Origin of the sequence: Fredinandcohnia onubensis, from assembly GCF_002734285.1 — a bacterium.
In the GTDB taxonomy this organism is placed as follows: domain Bacteria; phylum Bacillota; class Bacilli; order Bacillales; family Bacillaceae_L; genus Ferdinandcohnia; species Ferdinandcohnia onubensis_A.
In genome coordinates this window covers 1-18,817 of sequence record NZ_NSEA01000009.1, presented here as the reverse complement: position 1 = coordinate 18,817, position 18,817 = coordinate 1, and the positions used below count along the sequence as shown (strand labels likewise).

16 protein-coding genes and 1 riboswitch are annotated in these 18,817 nt (G+C 39.1%); of the genes, 4 read left to right on the top strand and 12 right to left on the bottom strand.

Annotation, left to right across the window (positions count from 1 at the left end; all coding sequences use genetic code 11):
• Positions 1 to 88: 88 nt before the first annotated feature.
• The 3 genes from CKJ95_RS09805 to CKJ95_RS09795 all read right to left on the bottom strand — a co-directional run bounded on the left by CKJ95_RS09805 (position 89) and on the right by CKJ95_RS09795 (position 3,204).
• Complete coding sequence (locus tag CKJ95_RS09805) at positions 89 to 1,093, bottom strand: sensor histidine kinase (RefSeq protein ID WP_099353243.1); 1,005 nt, start codon at positions 1,091 to 1,093, stop codon at positions 89 to 91.
• Position 1,094: 1 nt separating this feature from the next.
• A complete protein-coding gene (locus tag CKJ95_RS09800) occupies positions 1,095 to 1,784 on the bottom strand; it encodes a response regulator transcription factor (protein WP_099353471.1) in 690 nt (229 codons plus the stop codon).
• A gap of 127 nt (positions 1,785 to 1,911) precedes the next feature.
• A complete protein-coding gene (locus tag CKJ95_RS09795; protein ID WP_099353242.1) occupies positions 1,912 to 3,204 on the bottom strand; it encodes an NCS2 family permease in 1,293 nt (430 codons plus the stop codon).
• A gap of 107 nt (positions 3,205 to 3,311) precedes the next feature.
• Positions 3,312 to 3,413: riboswitch (purine riboswitch) on the bottom strand.
• 111 nt (positions 3,414 to 3,524) lie between these two features.
• On the opposite strand from CKJ95_RS09795, the gene CKJ95_RS09790 reads away from it, so the two are divergent.
• Together CKJ95_RS09790 and CKJ95_RS09785 are read left to right on the top strand one after the other, a co-directional pair.
• Positions 3,525 to 3,917, top strand: coding sequence for a GntR family transcriptional regulator (locus tag CKJ95_RS09790; RefSeq protein ID WP_099353241.1), 393 nt, complete (start codon positions 3,525 to 3,527; stop codon positions 3,915 to 3,917).
• A 2-nt stretch (positions 3,918 to 3,919) separates the two neighbouring features.
• Entirely contained in the window at positions 3,920 to 5,011 is a 1,092-nt protein-coding gene (locus tag CKJ95_RS09785; protein ID WP_099353240.1) for a DUF1648 domain-containing protein, read from the top strand.
• 30 nt (positions 5,012 to 5,041) lie between these two features.
• Here CKJ95_RS09785 and CKJ95_RS09780 read toward each other — a convergent pair whose 3' ends face one another.
• The 7 genes from CKJ95_RS09780 to CKJ95_RS09750 all read right to left on the bottom strand — a co-directional run bounded on the left by CKJ95_RS09780 (position 5,042) and on the right by CKJ95_RS09750 (position 13,142).
• On the bottom strand, positions 5,042 to 6,298 hold the full coding sequence (locus tag CKJ95_RS09780) for an MFS transporter (protein ID WP_099353239.1): 1,257 nt from the start codon (positions 6,296 to 6,298) through the stop codon (positions 5,042 to 5,044).
• Between the two features lie 732 nt (positions 6,299 to 7,030).
• The gene (gene pqqE / locus CKJ95_RS09775; RefSeq protein WP_257215753.1) at positions 7,031 to 8,131 is read right to left on the bottom strand and encodes a pyrroloquinoline quinone biosynthesis protein PqqE; all 1,101 of its coding nucleotides are present in this window, start codon (positions 8,129 to 8,131) and stop codon (positions 7,031 to 7,033) included.
• 1 nt (position 8,132) lies between these two features.
• Positions 8,133 to 8,435, bottom strand: coding sequence for a pyrroloquinoline quinone biosynthesis peptide chaperone PqqD (gene pqqD, locus CKJ95_RS09770; RefSeq protein ID WP_180271469.1), 303 nt, complete (start codon positions 8,433 to 8,435; stop codon positions 8,133 to 8,135).
• A gap of 28 nt (positions 8,436 to 8,463) precedes the next feature.
• Positions 8,464 to 9,195 carry a pyrroloquinoline-quinone synthase PqqC gene (gene pqqC / locus CKJ95_RS09765; protein ID WP_099353236.1) on the bottom strand — a complete coding sequence of 244 codons (732 nt, stop codon included), beginning with the start codon at positions 9,193 to 9,195 and terminating at the stop codon, positions 8,464 to 8,466.
• A 2-nt stretch (positions 9,196 to 9,197) separates the two neighbouring features.
• Positions 9,198 to 10,151, bottom strand: coding sequence for a pyrroloquinoline quinone biosynthesis protein PqqB (gene pqqB / locus CKJ95_RS09760; RefSeq protein WP_099353235.1), 954 nt, complete (start codon positions 10,149 to 10,151; stop codon positions 9,198 to 9,200).
• A 303-nt stretch (positions 10,152 to 10,454) separates the two neighbouring features.
• Complete coding sequence (locus CKJ95_RS09755; protein ID WP_180271467.1) at positions 10,455 to 11,807, bottom strand: MATE family efflux transporter; 1,353 nt, start codon at positions 11,805 to 11,807, stop codon at positions 10,455 to 10,457.
• A 207-nt stretch (positions 11,808 to 12,014) separates the two neighbouring features.
• Positions 12,015 to 13,142, bottom strand: coding sequence for an NAD(P)/FAD-dependent oxidoreductase (locus CKJ95_RS09750; RefSeq protein WP_099353233.1), 1,128 nt, complete (start codon positions 13,140 to 13,142; stop codon positions 12,015 to 12,017).
• A 269-nt stretch (positions 13,143 to 13,411) separates the two neighbouring features.
• Here CKJ95_RS09750 and CKJ95_RS09745 point away from each other — a divergent pair, with 269 nt between their 5' ends.
• Positions 13,412 to 14,392, top strand: coding sequence for a diaminopimelate dehydrogenase (locus CKJ95_RS09745; protein WP_099353232.1), 981 nt, complete (start codon positions 13,412 to 13,414; stop codon positions 14,390 to 14,392).
• Positions 14,393 to 14,445: 53 nt separating this feature from the next.
• Here CKJ95_RS09745 and CKJ95_RS09740 read toward each other — a convergent pair whose 3' ends face one another.
• A complete protein-coding gene (locus tag CKJ95_RS09740) occupies positions 14,446 to 16,167 on the bottom strand; it encodes a sulfate adenylyltransferase (protein ID WP_099353231.1) in 1,722 nt (573 codons plus the stop codon).
• Between the two features lie 326 nt (positions 16,168 to 16,493).
• On the opposite strand from CKJ95_RS09740, the gene CKJ95_RS09735 reads away from it, so the two are divergent.
• Positions 16,494 to 17,174 (top strand): phosphoribosylaminoimidazolesuccinocarboxamide synthase, encoded by a 681-nt coding sequence (locus CKJ95_RS09735; RefSeq protein WP_099353230.1) that lies wholly within the window; start codon positions 16,494 to 16,496, stop codon positions 17,172 to 17,174.
• Between the two features lie 141 nt (positions 17,175 to 17,315).
• On the opposite strand, the gene xylE is transcribed toward CKJ95_RS09735, so the two are convergent.
• Positions 17,316 to 18,746 (bottom strand): D-xylose transporter XylE, encoded by a 1,431-nt coding sequence (gene xylE / locus CKJ95_RS09730; RefSeq protein WP_099353229.1) that lies wholly within the window; start codon positions 18,744 to 18,746, stop codon positions 17,316 to 17,318.
• Positions 18,747 to 18,817 lie beyond the last annotated feature (71 nt).

Genomic DNA, 18,817 nt, shown 5'->3' with positions numbered 1-18,817 from the left:
TTCGATCTTGAGTTTAGTATATCTGTCTAAGATGACTCTAAAGTGACTACTAAAGTGACATTTTATTCACTTTCGATGGAACATGCCGCTAAATCACTTGTTTGTAAAGTTTTATAATGAACTGTGTCCCTTCTTCCTTACCGCTCTTCACTTCAATATCACCTTGTTGGCTATTTATAATACTATGGGCCATTGCTAGACCAATTCCGACACTATCTTCACCTGCATTCTTGCCCTTGTAAAAACGTTTAAAGATATAGGGGAGATCCTCTTTAGCTATGCCTTTTCCATTATCTGAAATACGAATCTCGGTATATAATGCATTCTCAGAAAATGAAATGGATATTTTACCGCCCTCCGGCGTGTGCTCAACACAATTTTTAAAAATATTTATAAGAGCTTCTGCCGTCCAGTTGAAATCTCCGATAAAGGATACCTCTTTTTTTCCTTCAACATGTAGGTTTTGCTGTTTAATATCCATTGGAACTAAAACAGGTTGGATTGCACGTTCTATCAACTCTGTAACATAGACTGTATCCTTTTTAAAAGAAACTGTTCCAGCATCTATTTTTGAAAGTTTTAATAATGATGACACGAGCCACTCAATTCTTTCTAGCTGAATGCGGATGTTATTTGTAAATTCAACCCGTTTTGCATCGTCTAGTTTCGTATCTCCCAATAAATCAGCCATGACCATCATAGAGGTGAGTGGTGTTTTTAACTGATGCGAAATATCTGAAATAGCATTCGTAAGTTTTAATTTATCCTGTTGCAAAAGAGCGCTATGCTCAGATAACTTTAATGTCACTTTATAAATATCACTCTTTAGGATACTAAGTTCGCCTTCATAATTGTCTCTTACATCTAAACTATAATCGCCACTCGTTATCTTCCGTAAGTACCCAGAAAGTTTTTCAATTTCACGATATCTCCAATTCGTAAATCCCAAACTACATCCAATCAGTAGAACAGATGTGAAAAGAACAAAGAGTGCAGCCAGTCCCGAAATCAGTATATAGGCTAATACGGATGCAACTAACGTTATAGTAAAAAGAGCCAGAAGTAAGAACTGGATTTCCCGGTTACGCAACATATTAATCACCAACCTTATAGCCCATTCCACGGACGGTCTTAATAATCTTCGGGCTTTGTGGCTCATCTTCAAGCTTCTCTCGTAATCTCTTGATGTAAACGGTTAATGTGTTATCATTCACAAAATCACCTGCTACATCCCAAATTCGATCAAGTAATTGTGTTCGAGTAAGAACTTGACCAATATGGTTCGCGAATATTAAGAATAGACGGTACTCTAAAGAAGTCAGAAGTACCTCCTCTCCATTTTTATAAACCTTACCTTCTAACGTATTAACACGAATATTTTCTATATCAATGATGTTCTTGGTTTGTGCCGTTGATTGCCTATTATATCGACGGAGCACCGATTTAATCCGTGACAGCAACTCACGAATCCGAAATGGCTTAGTAATATAGTCATCCGCCCCCATGTCTAACCCCATCACAACATTCACTTCATCATCCAAAGCCGTTAAAAAAATTACCGGTTTATCACCTTGCTTCTTTACTAACTCACATAACTCATATCCACTTCCGTCTGGTAAGGATAAATCAAATAAAAACAAATCAATACTGTTCCAACTATCTAATATAAACTGCTTAGCATCCTCAACATTATGACAAACAATCGTCTCATAATCTTCCTGCTTCAACGTATAATCCAACCCAGAAGCAATTGTCCTATCATCCTCAACAACTAAAATCTTCATCATAGCGGGTCAAAGGGACAGGTCCCTTGTCCCAACCCTCCCCATCGTCTTTAGTCTGTTCTAGGTTATTTTATCAAAAACAAAATCCCCTGGACATGTTGATTGTACATCTCCAGGGGATTTTCCTTTAAACATATATAAAATAGACAATAAACGTAACAAAAAGAACATACATAATCGGATGTACTTCTTTATGTCTTCCTAGTGCAAGCATCGTAATAGGATACATAATGAATCCTAAAGCAATCCCTGTTGCAACGCTAAATGTCAATGGCATCATAATAATTGTCGTAAATGCCGGTATGGCAATATCGAGCTTCGTCCAGTCAATATGTCGAACTTCTGCCACCATCGTTGCTCCCACGATAATGAGAGCTGGAGCTGTTATTTCAGACGTAACAACCGCTAACAATGGCGAGAAAAAGAGGGCTAAAAAGAAAAAGACTGAAATGACAACTGAAGAAAAACCAGTTCGTGCACCAGCAGCAATCCCTGCTGTGGATTCAATCAAGGAAGCAGTCGGAGACGTCCCTAGAACAGAACCGATAACAGTTGCGGAAGCATCCGATAATAAGGCAGGCCCCGCGTTTGGAATTTTATTTTCTTTTAAAATTCCAGCCTGACTCGCAACAGCAATCAATGTGCCTGCCGTATCGAAAAAACCAACAAATAAAAATGTAAAAATGACAATAATTAAATCTGGTGTAAATACATTGGGAAGCTCAGAAAAAACAACCCCAAATGTTGGTTCAAGACTTGGTATTTTACCAATGATACCAGCCGGCTTCTCAATAATCCCGAAGATCATCCCAACAATTGATGTAATAAACATGCCGTAAAATATACCACCACGAATTCCCCTAACTAGCATTACGGAGGTAATGATGAAGCCGAATAAGGCAAGTACAGTCGCACCAGATGTGAAGTCTCCGAGTGATACAAATGTAGCCTCGTTCCCGACAATTATCTTCGCATTTTTTAGCCCAATAAAAGCAACAAAAAAACCAATCCCACCCGCAATCGCATACTTTAAATCCTGTGGTATCACATTAATAATTTTTTCACGGATTTTTAACACACTTAAAAGGACAAATAAAATACCTGCGACGAAAACGCCCGTTAATGCAGTCTGCCATGGAATTCCCATCCCGATCACAACTGAATATGTAAAAAATGAATTTAGACCCATACTAGGGGCAATCCCGATTGGATAATTAGAGAGTATCCCGATAAGCAGTGAGCCAAGAATAATGGTTATCGCGGTTGCCGTAAAAACGGCACCTTTATCCATCCCAGATTCACCTAAAACGATAGGATTGACCACAAGGATGTAGGCCATCGATAGAAATGTTGTTAGTCCACCAATAAATTCTTGCTTATATGAAGTTTGGCGTGTATTGAAGTCAAAATAATTTTTCATATTTCTATATTCCCCATTTTGATGTGATTTATTATTTAAAAATAAAAAAAGCCTTGATAGTGTAGACCTACCAAAGCACGTACAAATAGGAGTAAAAAGGACAATTGATATCCTTATAAACTATTTGTAGTCAAGCTTTTTACGGTAGCTTGGTAGAAACAATCGGGCCATATCCCCGAACATATACAAATTACTTTATTCATATAACTTTAAAAATCTATCAGTGATTTTAGATTTCGTCAAGTTCTTTTCTTTTTTGTTATAGTTTTAGTATAACAAATGTGTTATACTATACATAGAACAATTAGGAGGGATCGAAAATGTTGATTCGAATTGAATCTGAATCCGATATTCCCATTTACCAACAAATCACCAATCAAATCATCGAAGGAATTGCTATAAGGTCGATTCAGCCAGGTGATTCCCTACCTTCCGTGAGAACGTTTGCCTCAGACCTTGGCATTAACATGCACACCGTTAACAAAAGCTATCACCAACTTGAGAAAAAAGGAATTATCCGAATTGTTCCGAAGTCTGGAGCGGTGATCTCTTCCCCACAGGATTTTAATGATTCTTCCTTTTACAGATTAAAAGAAAATTATAAATTACTCATCGCGGAATCAATCGTTGTCGGTATGTCTGATGAACAAATTCAAGAATTAGTTTCTTCTACTATTAATCATTTTAAAAGATCATCAAATAAGGAGGCATAATTATGACGTTGACTATCTTTCTCATAATCGCCGGGATTTTAGCCGGGATTCAAACCGCAGTTCCTTTTCTCGTGAAACGCACAGTTATTTTCGGGATTACAGTTCCAGAAAAACACATTAAGAATGAAAAACTTTCTTCTTTTAAAAAGAAATATTCCCTACTTGTCTCACTTCTATCTATTATCGCTTTGGCAAGTTACGTAATATGGGTACAGTCAAGCAATGCCTCAGAGGAACAGACCGTTTTGATTGGAACCATTATTCAATTTTCGATTATTTTGTTCAGCTTTACCCTCTATTTTTATTTTCATGGAAAAACACTTCAGTTAAAAAAGAAAATGAAATGGGGAGAAAATACAACACAGGTTCAAATCGCAGATTTGTCAGCTCGTGCAAAGGATGAAATGCTGCCATGGTATGTCTTTTTAGTACCAATGCTCATCACAGCTGGTGTGATTGGCTACACCATCTCTCAATACAATCTTCTTCCAGACCAGATTCCAACTCACTGGGGAATTAATGGAGAAGCTGATGCGTTTACTGAGAAAACACCCGTTTCAGCCATTTCATCACCACTCATGTTGTTAGTCATGCAGGCAATGTTTTTAGCGATTATTATAAGTACAAAAAAATCAGGCATTAAACTAAGTGCAACAGCGACCAATGCTTCACGATTACGACAATTAACATTACGTAAATATACAAGCTGGTTACTATTTTTAACATCTATTTTATTGACGGGAATGTTTAGTTTCTTTCAATTAAGAACAATCCATCCCGATATCGTGGACGGAAAAATTGTAATGGCCGTACCTATTATTTTCCTAATTATTACTTTAGGCTCTACGATTGCATTCGCTCTAAAAGTTGGACGTTCAGATAAACAATCTATTGATGAAGCAACTGCAGGAATAACTGATTATGACGATGACAGGCATTGGGTTGGCGGTCTCTTTTATGTCAACAAAAGTGATCCATCCATATTTGTTGAAAAACGCTTTGGTGTTGGCTGGACTATCAACTTCGGTAACCCAATTGGGTATTTTATTATTCTAGTACCGTTAGCACTCATTATCTTGTTCAGCTTTCTTTAAAAAATCGACAAGCGCCGCTTGTCGATTTTTTCATCCGGATGATGGATTAAGTTTCATTTTTGTATCGTAGGCTCGGAAAGCCTTGCCATATAAATAGGCAAAACTACCTTGTAAACCAGCCGCAAGATAAAAAGGTAAAGCCAAAGCACCTAACCCAAAAAGGTAGCCAGTAATATACGGGCCTATTGAAATTGGCAGACGCATTGATAAAAGATTAATACTTGATGCAAATCCACTTCTTTTTCCACGCGTTAAGCTAACACTTAGTGCCTGCGCAGCACCTTGGGACCCCCGATTTAATGCCGTTCTCAGCATATAAAGAATGGATACAAGTGCATATGAGGACAACAGTGGCATCAATACTAGAAGAAGACATGCAATGTAACGGACCATTACAATCGAATGAACTGTACCATATTTTTTTGAAATTCCAGCTTGAAAAATTGATATAATTCCGGTCGCAAAAAAGGTGAGAGCTAACGTACCTCCAATTTGCGCACTGCTAACACCAAATTTCACAGAAAACCAGTACGCCATCATCGGTCCTGTCAATCCAATCGCGATACCATTCAACACATTGATTCCTGCTAGCTTTAAAATCGCTGTATTTTCTTCTTTTGCAATTTTCATTTCTTCTATCTGGATCATCTTCTCCATTGGCTTTTCTTTTCGCTTAAAAGGTTCTCCACTAACTGTTACTACAATTGCAGCGGTAGCAATTGAAAATGCAAAAGTGGAATAAAAGGCGAGTTGGTAGACAGAGACTACAAGTGAGAGGTTGCTAAAACTCATCGTACCCACCAGCATCGCCCCTGTCGCCATTCCGAAAAAGCTTAGCGCATTATTGAGACTATATATTTTTCCTCGTTCTGAGGGTTTGATATAGGATGCGAGCCATGCCTGTTCCGCCGGAGCAAACGGGCTTGCTGAACCAGCATCTGCTTTTCCAAAGCCGGAAAAAGTAATCGCTATAAACAATAGAACAGGATTGGTAGAGAGAATTCCAATCAACGCACACCCTGCCGTCGAAAGCTCCGAAAGCAGAACGAAGGGTTTCCTACCTATGCGGTCACTGAATATACCAACTAACGGAGCAAGGAATACACTAAGCAATCCACCGGCAGCAAGCACCGTTCCGATTTTAACAGAACTCCACCCTAAAGCATCAAGGTACAGCGCTATCACAACAACCATCATACCTTGTCCAATACTTCGAATTAGATTGACTAACATTAGCTTTTTGACCAAGGGATGTATTTTTTCTGTATTGTCTTCTCTGACTAGCATATTTTCACCACTTTGGATTGAGATATTGAGTTAAGATATTGAGCTGGACTTGGTTGGTTAAAATAGGTAATTTTGATTGTCCTATTAAAAAGCCTTCCAAAGTGAGGTGGCAATTATTCACATGTTGAATGGGCGTAGGGGATAGTTTTATTACTGGATTGTACGACTTCTGGCTGAATTTTGATAATCAGAGCTGGGGATGCGCTCGTTTTCCTCTTCATAGCTCTCATGAAGAGGATTGGGAGACGGGAGGAATCTTGTTTTCCTCTTCATAGCTCCGATGAAGGGGATTGGGTGACGGGGGTGCTCTCGTTTTCCCGTTCATAGCTCCGATGAAGAGGATTTGAAGACGGAGCTTTTCTTGTTTTCCCGTTCATGCTGTGATGAAGGACTTTACACTGATACTCCGGGCTTCACACGGTCCTTCATCAACCCGATGAAAGGACTTTACACTGATACTCTGACTACACTCGGTCCTTCATCACCTCGATGAAGGACTTTACACTGATACTCTGACTACACTCAGTCCTTCATCACCCCAATGAAGGACTCTACACCGATACTCTGACTGCACTCGGTCCTTCATCACCCCGATGAAGGAATTTACACCGATACTCTGGCTGCACTCGGTCCTTCATAAACTCTATTAACTAACTCCCTTAATATCAAACTTCCAAACTAAAATAGATGCCAAAGGCAATTCAATTTTACAAATCGCCTCTAGCATCTATATCATGATCTTATTTTTGATGTTGTTAATTTCCGGTAAATCAATGGTGATGCCTCGCCAACTCGCGTACTATTCGCTTCCTGTACGGCTTTTTCAACGATATGATGATCTGGTGCCAGGTGACATACTGGGTCTGTTGCATGAGCATCCCCAGTTAAGGCATACGCTTGGCAGCGGCACCCACCACCATCTTTCCCTACCAAATCGCATGAACGACAAGTTTCGGGTAGCCATTCATCCCCTCGAAATCGATTAAATGAATCCGATTCATACCAAATTTGCTTCAATGACCGCTCAAGTACATTTTCAAAAGTAATACCTTCTATCATCCCAGCCGTTGGGCATGGTAACACGTCTCCGTTGGGGGCCACAGTTAGAGCGACCGCTCCCCAACCGCCCATGCATGGCTTGGGAGTTGATTCATAATAATCAGGAATAACCCAGATAATTTCCATTTCTTTACCTATACGTTCTCTTGCTGCTTCAAAAACCGCACTCGCCCGCTCAATCTGCTCTCGACTTGGCATGAGCTGATCCCTGTTGAGTAAAGCCCAGTTATAAAACTGGGTATTTGCTAATTCCAGCCGTTCTGCCCCCACTTCATGGGCAAACGTAATAATTTCATCCAATGTATCTATGTTCAACCGATGCAACACTACATTTAAGGATAAATGCATTCCCGTCCTCTTGACTGCTTCAACAGCCTTCCGTTTCTTTTCGAACGCCTTAAATCTCCCAATCTTATCCGAAAGCTTTTCTTCTCCCGCTTGAAAGCTAATTTGGACATTGGCCAACCCGGCCTCCATAAACCGCTTTGCCTTTTCTTCAGTTAAGCCAATTCCACTTGTTATTAGATTCGTGTACATTTCTAACGAACTCGCATGTTGGATCAGTTCATCTAGATCCTTCTTTAAAAGTGGCTCTCCGCCTGAAAAATGAATCTCAACAACTCCAAGATCGGCAGCTTCTGATAATACTCGCTTCCAATCCTTTGTTGATATTTCCATTTCCTTTAGTGTCATTTCGATTGGATTTGAACAGTATGGACAATGTAAGGGACAACGATGCGTTAACTCTGCAAGCAACGAGAAGGGTGGTTGCACTCTATAATTCTTTGATTCTAGAATCTTGCATCACCACCCATCCTTCGTCCACCATTTGTAAGATAAACTTTGTGATATCCGCCTGCATTACATCGAAATCAGGCAAATTCTCAGACTCTAGGGAACTCCTCATTTTTTCGGTGATGGTGTGAACTGATTCATTTCCGTCACATAGAGCAAGAATTGACGCGGCAGTTTCGTTCAGAACCACAACCTTTTCAGGTAACAAAAGAAGATGTTTTTCTCTTACCTTATCAAACTTGAGTCGCCCCTTTTGTGCGAGTTTTGGAAAACTAGTAGTCAAAATTTCCCCACCACCATTTCCTAATAACTTAATTTGGAAAAGCTTTTTCAATCGCATCAAGCTGTGCCCAAAGCACATCACACTTAAACTGTAAGGCCTCAACTGCAAGTTGCTGTTCTTTTAATGTCTTGCAATAATCCAGTACTACATTCAGGGCAAATTCTGTATCACGCGGTGCTTGTGTTAAGCGATTTCGGAAATACCCAAGTCCTGAACGGTCAATCCACGGATACAATCGTTCAAGGATTTTAATCCGCTCTGAAATAAGAATAGGTGAAAAAAGTTCAGTTAATGAAGAAGCAACGGCCTCAAGCCATGGTTTTTCTTTCGCAAAATTTACATATGCGTCAACAGAAAAACGAACAGCAGGTACCACATGTTCTTCACTTAAGACTTCTTCCCGTGAAAGTCCCACTACTTCCCCAAGCCTTAACCAAGCTTCAATTCCGCCCTCTTGGTCATGATTTCCATCATGGTCAATAATCCGCTGGATCCATTCACGTCTAAACTCCCTTGTTGGAAGTTTTGATAAAATAACCGCATCCTTAATCGGAACAGATTTTTGATAATAATAGCGATTGGCTACCCAACCTCGGATTTGCTCTCGACTTAGAGTACCCTCGTGCATCGCCACATGAAAGGGGTGTTTATCATGATAGGAAGATCGCCCGACATCGATTAATCGTTCTTTAAAATCCTCCCGTGACCATGGCTTTCCAGCTTCATGAGACACCCTTGCTAACCCTCCTTGTTGTGGCATATTCAAACCTCCAATTCCATACCTTCATAGGCAATCTCAATACCGTGTTGCTCCAACATTTCTGCTTCCTTCGAACCTTTTTTCAAAATCGGATTGCTATTGTTAATGTGGATTAAAATTTTTCGTTCTGCTGAAAACGATGCTAAATTCTCAATGATTCCTGATGAACCACTAATTGGGAGATGCCCCATATCCCTTGCGTTCCGTTTCGTCGCACCCAACGCAACTAATTCATTTTCAGACCAAAATGTTCCATCCACTAACAAAATATCTGCTTTATGTAAAGCAGACTCAATTTCAGCTGTCATCGTATCTATAGTCGGAAAATATGCCACACATTTTCCAGACCTTTCATTTTGTAAAAGTAGACCAACCTCCCATATTTCTTCGGAACTATCATGATTTGACTGAGCATATAGAGGTGGCTTTCTTGAAACAGGAATCGTCTCAATCAGGAGCGATCCCTCACTTGTATCCCCAATTCGTTCCTTACAATCAGGATTAAGTAACTGCCATTCCCAAGAACAATAATTTTTTAACATCGGGATAACTGGGAAGGCTGTGTGTAAACATTTTCTTACCGTTTCCGTCCCATATATCGTTAAATGTGAGCCTTCTCGTAACGACAATAAACCGATTGAGTGATCAAGCTCTGCATCGGTTAAAATCACACCAGCAAGTGGTGTTTCCCTAATACCAGGTCCCGCATGAAGTTCAGAAAAGGTTTCAATTTGTCTACTAACATCCGGGCCTGCATTGATGAGATACCAGTCTTTATCATTTGCACTTATCGCAAGGGAGGATTGTAACATTGGTTTTAACTTAATGTCCCCGTCGCGAACACCGCTACAGTTGGGACATGCACAATTCCATTGTGGAAAGCCTCCTCCCGCTGCTACTCCTAAGACCCTGATTCGAATTTTACTCCATCCTTTCAAACAGACATAATAAAGCATGTAAGGCAAATTTTAGTGGTGCTACTCTCGGATGTAGGAATACATTGTCACCTCAGCGGCTGTATTAATCACTTCATACTCAGGAATGACCCACATGCTTTTCACCCCCTTCAAAAGGATAAATATATATGGAAATTAATTAAAATTCGCCCTTTCAAGCTATTCTTATGATAAAAACAGGCGCAAAATAACCATGAATTTCGACATAAAGTTGTCCAATTTGGCAACTTGAACGAGACGAACCTATCCATGAGTAAAAAAAATAATGCTCTGAAATATCTCAAGAGCATTGTTGATCAATCATTATTGTTTCAGTACTACACTCGAACTGAATAACTCCTTCTTCTTCCATCCACCCCATTTAAAATAGGAAAATGAAAAAATACTGCTAAAAATAAAACTAATTCCGATCCCTAGTGCAATTCCGTTCTGCCCAATAAGACTCGAGCAGAAATAAGTAAGTGGATATCGGAGTAGCCAGAAGGATAGGATGTTTAATATTAATACTTGATACATGGCACCCGAACCTCTTACGACACCATTCAAAATGAAATTAATGCCAATGAATGGATAAAAGAAAGCGACAATTTTCAAATAGTCCGTTCCAAAAGTGACCGCTTCTTTTTCCTGAATAAACAACTTCGTTAGTCCTTCGGCAAACAAGAACACACCTAATGCAATTGACACCGTAATAATCACATTTAAAATGGTACCGTACACGGCAATCTGACGAACTCGCTCCCATTGGTTGGCTCCAATATTTTGACCTGCCATACTATTCACGGCTGTGCCTAGTGCCATCGCCGGAATGGTTATTAAACTATCAATTCGTTGTGAAGCACCAAAGCCTGCTACCACAGCCCCCTCGAATGAATTTACCACTGATAAAATGGCCGTAACTCCAGCGAAAATCACCATCATTTGCAGTCCAGCAGGAATGCCTAATTTTAAAATTAACCAAATATCCTCTTTACTTGGTAAATAGGGAATAGAATACGGAACAAGATTGCGTCGAAACGTATACGCTAATGCCAACAAAAATGAGATTCCTTGCGCAAACACTGTTGCCCATGCGGCTCCATGAATTCCCCAATCAAAATAGGAAATGAATAATGGGTCCAAAACAGCATTCAACACAACTGCTATAAGCACAAAGCGTAACGGAGTCTTACTATCACCCAATGCCCTAAGTACAGTACCAATAAAGTTATATCCCATAATAAACAAAATACCAATAAAATTTATTTCTAAGTATGCCTTTGCCTCATTGAGCATTTCCTTCGGCGTATTTAAAAATAATAATAGGGATTCTGAAAAAAAGTAACCAAATATACCAACCACAATGGAAAGTGTAGATAATATAACAACAAAAGCATTCACATATTTTTTTAATCCTTGCTCATCATTCATCCCTTTTTGTTGGGAGAGAATTGTCAATGTGGCGTTGTTAATTCCAATAATGAACGCCAATACCGTGACAACAATTGTAGAAGAAATGGTAATCGCCCCGAGTGCATTTGCACCTAGTAAATTCCCTACCCACAGACTATCGATAAATTGATAGGAAACTTGAAGCAGATTGGTTAACATTATGGGTCCAGCAAAAGTAATTAATTGCTTTCGGATTGAGCCTTGCGTGAAATCCTGTTGCGTCAAAACAATAGCACTCCTTATTTTTTCCATTAATTATGTTATATAGGATACCACACCTTCTCTCAGCTGTCTGATTCCTTTACTCCCAGAAATGAGTTAATAATTTTGCATAACTTTAAAAAACAATAAAGGAGTTTTCCTCTATTGTTTTTCTAGAATATATTAACTATCCTCTTAATCATATATAAAATTTATTAAAGAGACTTGATATTACACATGCTTCTTCATCTCAATTGCACGACCAGGTCGGCAAGGTGTAAGATCCAGTTCAATCTCTTCATTTTGAATCATTGAAGCTGCTAAACTACCAATATATGGACCCATTGTAAGCCCGGATGGTCCTAATCCAGTAGCAAGTAAAACTCCTTCAAGTGTATCCACAGTTCCTAGAATCGGTAACACATCGGGTCCCATTGGTCGAAATCCGATTCGAACCTCTACCAAGGTTCCATCTTCTAAACCCGGTGCAACCTCTAGGGCTTCGGTCAAAACCTCATTTACCCCACCGGCAGTCAATCGATAATCAAATCCTGATCCAGTTTCTCTAGTCGCCCCTACTACGATTCTACCATCATCAAATGGAACCATATAGTGTGTTGACTGAGGTATAATAATCGGCCAATTAGAACTGTCCTTTCCAGGTAATTTGATATGAGCAATCTGCCCACGCTGTGGATTGACATTTAAATGGATACCATACGGTTCCAATAATTCGGGAGCCCAAGCCCCTGTAGTAATAAGGACTTTATCGGCAAAAATTGTTCTATTTCCAACCTTAACACCAATGACTTTTCTATTCTCATGAACTAGCTCTGCTTCGCCTTCAACAAACTCAGCACCGTGGCGTTGTGCAGCGCGGATTAGCGCATCACGTAGTAAAGCACCATCTACTCTAGCTCCTCCTGATACAAACAAAGCCTCCATATTTTGGTTAAGTGGTGGAAAGACTTCCCTAGCCTGCTCTGCATTAAGACGCATTATATCTCCTATTTCAGGTGCATCCTTGTGTTTGGTTTTCATTCGTTCTTCAATTTCATCCAATTTCTCAGGATCTGACGAGACACATAATGCCCCAACCTTTTTATAACCTACTTTATCTTCGCCCTCTTTTTGCAAGGTAGAAATTAAATCTTGATAGAAAACAAAACTTTCCTTAGCAAGATTATACCAAGTTTCATTTTCAACCTCTTTAATCCAGGGACAGACAATCCCCGCTCCTGCAGAAGTTGCCTTACCTTTTTGTTGTTTATCAATCATGATGACATCTAAATTATTTTTGGCCAAGTGATACGCTGCGCTTGCACCTACAATTCCTGTTCCGATTACAATAACTTTCATGTCCAATCACTCCCTCTAATATTAATATGTATTATTATAACTTCTTTGTATGTGGGTCCTTTATATCCAAATCCAATGTGTTGTATAAAAAACTTTTCGATTATCGAAGAAAATCATTGGCAGTGAGGGCTTATTCTATTATTATAAGTATTATCAAAAAAGTTTGGAAATCTAATGACCCAAAAAAGGTTTACATAGAAAGCTAACTGGGCAATTTAAAATTTGACATAATTTTTTTGATAGTATTTAGAAGTAAAGGAGAAATGTATATGAGCAACAAAATTAGACTAGGTATCGTAGGTTACGGTAATCTTGGAAAAGGCGCAATTAAAGCTATTAAACAATCTCCTGATATGGAATTAGTAGCAGTTTTTACGAGAAGAGATCCAGAAACTCTCGTTCTTGATGAGCCAAATGTAAAAGCTGAGTATATTTCAAATGCAAGTGATTATCAAGGTAAAATTGATGTTATGCTACTTTGTGGGGGATCTGCTACAGACCTACCTGAACAAACTCCGCAAATTGCTAGCATGTTCAATACTGTAGATAGTTTTGATACCCATGCAAAAATCCCTGAATTCTATGCAGCTGTTAACGAAGCTACGAAAAATACGACTGCTATTATTTCAGTAGGTTGGGATCCAGGTTTATTCTCAATTAATCGTGTTATGGCGGATGCGATTTTACCAAATGGTGAAAATTATACATTCTGGGGCAAAGGCCTAAGCCAAGGACATTCTGATGCAGTTAGACGAGTAAATGGTGTTAAAAATGGTGTACAATATACGATTCCATCTGAGGATGCAATGGAAAAAGTTCGCAGTGGTTCAAATCCAGAACTAACAACTGCTGAAAAGCATCGCCGCGTCTGCTACATCGTTGCTGAAGAAGGCGCTGACCAAGCAGCTATTGAAAATGAAATTAAAACAATGCCAAACTATTTCGCTGATTATGATACAGAAGTGAATTTTATATCAGAAGAAGAATTAAACCGTGAGCACTCCAAAGCACCACATGGTGGATTTGTCATTCGCGGTGGAAAAACGAGTGAAGATACTACACAGGTATATGAATTCTCTCTAAAATTAGACAGCAATCCTGAATTTACGTCTGCTGTATTAGTTGCATATGCTAGAGCAGCATATCGTCTTAGCCAAGAAAAGCAATTTGGTGCTAAAACGGTATTTGATGTTGCACCAAGCTATATTTCACCACGTTCTCCAGAAGAACTAAGAAAAGATTATTTATAAGAAGCTCTTTTTAAAAAAATCACTCACAACATTTGTGAGTGATTTTTTCGTACTTATTCATCACTGCCTCTGTACCGTTTGTATGGCAGTGGGTTCCAAACTCGATATTCTAAGTCTTCCGAACGAAGTGGTGAAGGGATATCCTCAAAGATTTTTCGGGCAACTTCTAGTTCACGTTCTGCTTCGGACTTATCTTGATACATAAATTCATCGGAAGCCTTTTCCAATGCTTTATTTACCTTTTCTTCTAAATAGTCAACCACCATTTCTTGTTGTCTATGGATAGACTCTCTAGCTGATGCCACCCAATCTGGTTGAGCGGTACGAAGTGTGTCAGAAACATAGCTGAACTCCTCGAAAATATCTCTGTAGATCTTATCGGCATTTTCACGGGCATCCATGATAACATTTTCCAAATCTTCAATGGTAAGTTCCTCAACCTGAAGCGGTCTTCTTCGTTTTGGACCACCAATTCTTGATCTCGTTAAATAATATGGGAAAATACTCTTTATCGTTTTACCGACTGGTGAAATGGCCATATCATTCTCATCCACACCTTTTGGTTGCACACCTTGCATCGCAATCCGGGCGGACTCTGGTCTTACTATTTCTTTCGGTGGTAATACCCCATACCGCAGTAACTCACGAATACCAGTCCCAGAGATATTAATACGATATTGCTCATCATGTGGACATGTTTGGTCAGTTGCTTGCGTACTACAGCGCGTACAGAAGAACACTTCATGGAACAAGCGGATATCGATTCCTAGTTCATCCGGTGTAAATTCATCAAATATCGTATGGCTTGCATATTTTTCATAGAAATCACCAATACCCGCATGATCTCGTCCGATTAAAGCGTGGGTACATCCATAGTTTTTCATGATCAAAGCATGTAGGACCGCTTCACGTGGACCAGCGAATATATAGGTAACTCGTAATGGTGCAAGAATCGTTCTTTCTTTTGGATAATATGTATCCAGCACACTGCGGTAAGACAACATTCGAAACTCGTGTCGAGTATATTCGCGCTTCGCCATTTCTACTAGTGGCTGAACAAATAGACCTTCTAACTCTTCTAACGCATTTCTATGAATATACTCATGTCCGCGGTGTAATGGATTTGCTCCTGTAATAAATCCACCTACAGATTTAAACTTCTTTTTCTCATAAAACAGCTTCCATGTTTCTTTTGGCTCCATTCTTATATCTTCAAATGGCCCCCAATGGACACGTCGAAGCAATTGTATCGGGCCGGCCAAAGCGGTATCTCCCATTCTACGATAAATAGAATCAACTCCAGGGTGGTTGCGGTCAGTTGTGCCAAAAAGATGGGTTGCTCGAAATTCACGGTCATAGTCAAAGATATCATTCAATTTTAGAATAGCGACGGGTTCTCTTGTTTCATCCGCAAGTGCGACCTCATCCCCGACAGATAAAGTCTTAATCACCTGCTGATTTCGGTCACCAATTGGCGCGAAACTTAGCGGCACAGGCCAAACCACTCCATTTTTCAAGCGGCCCTTCGTAAGTACAGACTTGTAATCCTCTTCATCCATAAAACCTTCATTAGGAGACAACACCCCTGTTGCAATCATTTCAAGAGTAATGACGGCCTCCAAATCTACCATAATCATTGGTAATTGCTTTGCTCTTTCCATTGCTTCCTCTTGTGCTTTCCCGGTAAGAACACGATTCACCAATTTGCCACCATGTGGCTGTTGTGGATAGCTTGCTAATGTTTTTTCATCTAATACATCTGTAAACTGATTCAATCATATCACCCTCCTATTACCACTTATATTCTATTGATATCCCTTATATCCTTCCGAAAATGAATATATATTAGAAAATTCAGTAAAAAGTGGGTTGTTAAATAACAAGTATGGATAACTTGCCTATGAATGAAGGTTTTAACAGAGTGGTTTTTTTCTTTAAATCCGCAGGAATTTTATATTTTTTTACCATTAACCCCTCAAACGGCGTCAAAATCTTAACATTCATATGTAATGGTACTAAAATATTTCGTATTTACTCTTGTGTAAACACCATTTTATCTTTATGATTATTATGTTATAAAATTTCACGTAGGAGGATTAACATGAAGCTTAAATACACAGGTAAAACAAAAGATGTCTATGAATTGCAGGACGGAAATTACTTACTTCAATTTAAAGACGATGTTACAGGCGTTGATGGTGTTTTTGATCCAGGTGCAAATACGGTTGGTTTAACAATTGAAGGTGCAGGTCGTGCTGGATTAAAATTAACTAAATACTTTTTTGAAATATTAAATGAAAGAGAAATTCCAACTCACTATATCGACGCTGATATCGATCAAGCAACCATGACAGTAAAACCGGCTGAAGTATTCGGAAAAGGTCTTGAAGTTATTTGCAGATATCGTGCAGTTGGCAGCTTCCTTCGCCGATACGGCTTATATGCCGAAGAAGGACAAGCCCTGGATGCTTTTGTTGAAGTAACCTTAAAAGATGACGGTCGTGAAGATCCTCCAATCAGTGAAGACGCTTTGGACATGCTCGGGATCCTGTCTAAAGAAGAATATCAGGTATTAAAAAAACTTACACAACAAATCGGTGGTATCGTTAAAGACGAGCTTGCTAATAAAGGAATCGAATTATATGATATTAAATTCGAATTCGGACGGACTGGCGATGACAGACAAATTGTTCTTATCGATGAAATCTCCGGAGGAAACATGCGCGCATACAAAGACGGAGAATACATTGAACCATTAGAATTAGAAAAGATGTTTCTTTAATGGTAAAAAGGGACTGGTCGCTTGTCCCAAAATCGAAATTTAGCCATTAAAAAGAAGCCAATACAACATGATTGGCTTCTTTTCTTATTTTTTAGAGGATAAAATAAGTCCGATTTACCTCCATATCATTATTTTATGATACTACACTACTCTTCTCTTATTTTGTCCTTCTTTTACTATTTCTTTTGATTTACTCCACATATTTTCCAATTGTTCCAATGATTGTCCTTTCGTTTCAGGAATAAACTTCCATACAAAAACCGCTGATAGAAGACTCATAATTCCGTAGAAGGAGTATGTTAATCCACCACTAAACTCCATCATTGCTGGGTAAGTGGATGAAATAAAGTAGTTTGCCGCCCATTGTGCAGCCACTGCAATCGCCATGGCCTGACCTCTAATTTTGTTAGGGAAGATTTCTGCAAGAAGTACCCATACTACTGGTCCCCAGGACATCATAAATGATGCCGTATAAATTATAATGAAAATTAATGTACCTATTCCAATTACGTTTGTGAATGCCATGCCAGCCACACCAAACATCCCAATTGTCATACCGATTGAACCAATAATTAAGAGCGGTTTACGCCCGAATTTGTCAACAGTAAAAATCGCAATAAGTGTGAACACAACATTGACTAAGCCCATAATAATCGTCTGGAACATAGAAGCATCTTTTGCCGCTCCCATGCTTTCAAAGATACGTGGTGCATAGTAGAGAGCCACATTAATCCCCACGAACTGCTGGAAAACCGATAACAGAATTCCAACTACAACAATTGTCTTCCCAAATGAGAATAGTTTTGATTTTGATTTATTGTCATCAAAAGATGACTTAATTTCGATTAAAGTTGATTTAGCGACAGCTTTTTCGTACAACTTATTAAGAACAGACATCGCCTTCTGATCCTGATTCTTTTGAATAAGATATCGAGGTGTTTCAGGTACAGTAAACAATAACGCAAGAAATATAGCTGCTGGTATTACCTCTGAAAGGAACATATAGCGCCATCCGATATCATTTATCCATTCGATGGATTGCCCTTTCGCAATTCCCCAGTTCACAAAATACACAACTAGCATACCGAAAATAATGGCGAATTGATTTAATGAGACTAATGTACCACGAATTTTTGGTGGTGCGATTTCCCCTATATACATTGGTGCAACAGCTGAAGCAAGCCCAACGCCTATTCCACCAATAATTCGATAGATGTTAAATGTAATCAACAATTCTAACGAAGGTTCACCCTTTGTAAAGAATAAAAACTCAGGATATGCTGATCCAAGTGCTGAAACGATAAACAAGACCGCTGCTACAACAAGTGAATATTTTCGTCCAATATTCGATGCAAAGTAACCGGATACAATACCACCAATAATACAACCAATTAAAGCACTTGATACTGTGATCCCATGGACAAGTGAACTCAGTCCGAGACTCTCAGTAAAATAAGCTTGAAGCGCTCCTTCCGCTCCTGAAATTACCGCTGTATCATAACCAAATAACAAACCACCAAGAGTGGCTACTAATGTAATTAAAACAATCGAAAAATTACTATTTTTTTTCATATACTTTTGAAAGAGGCTTTCCTCTTTCTTCCCCCTCTCTTCCTTGCGTATTGTCAAAACTTTTATAAGAA

What these genes read in the sequence shown, in the direction of transcription:
- CKJ95_RS09735 (WP_099353230.1), top strand. Translation starts at nt 16,494, where the DNA reads ATGAAGCTTAAATACACAGGTAAAACAAAAGATGTCTATGAATTGCAG.
- CKJ95_RS09750 (WP_099353233.1), bottom strand. Translation starts at nt 13,142, where the DNA reads ATGAAAGTTATTGTAATCGGAACAGGAATTGTAGGTGCAAGCGCAGCG.
- CKJ95_RS09800 (WP_099353471.1), bottom strand. Translation starts at nt 1,784, where the DNA reads ATGAAGATTTTAGTTGTTGAGGATGATAGGACAATTGCTTCTGGGTTG.
- CKJ95_RS09785 (WP_099353240.1), top strand. Translation starts at nt 3,920, where the DNA reads ATGACGTTGACTATCTTTCTCATAATCGCCGGGATTTTAGCCGGGATT.
- CKJ95_RS09795 (WP_099353242.1), bottom strand. Translation starts at nt 3,204, where the DNA reads ATGAAAAATTATTTTGACTTCAATACACGCCAAACTTCATATAAGCAA.
- xylE (WP_099353229.1), bottom strand. Translation starts at nt 18,746, where the DNA reads ATGAAAAAAAATAGTAATTTTTCGATTGTTTTAATTACATTAGTAGCC.
- pqqB (WP_099353235.1), bottom strand. Translation starts at nt 10,151, where the DNA reads ATGCTTTATTATGTCTGTTTGAAAGGATGGAGTAAAATTCGAATCAGG.
- CKJ95_RS09805 (WP_099353243.1), bottom strand. Translation starts at nt 1,093, where the DNA reads ATGTTGCGTAACCGGGAAATCCAGTTCTTACTTCTGGCTCTTTTTACT.
- pqqC (WP_099353236.1), bottom strand. Translation starts at nt 9,195, where the DNA reads ATGCCACAACAAGGAGGGTTAGCAAGGGTGTCTCATGAAGCTGGAAAG.
- CKJ95_RS09745 (WP_099353232.1), top strand. Translation starts at nt 13,412, where the DNA reads ATGAGCAACAAAATTAGACTAGGTATCGTAGGTTACGGTAATCTTGGA.
- CKJ95_RS09780 (WP_099353239.1), bottom strand. Translation starts at nt 6,298, where the DNA reads ATGCTAGTCAGAGAAGACAATACAGAAAAAATACATCCCTTGGTCAAA.
- CKJ95_RS09790 (WP_099353241.1), top strand. Translation starts at nt 3,525, where the DNA reads ATGTTGATTCGAATTGAATCTGAATCCGATATTCCCATTTACCAACAA.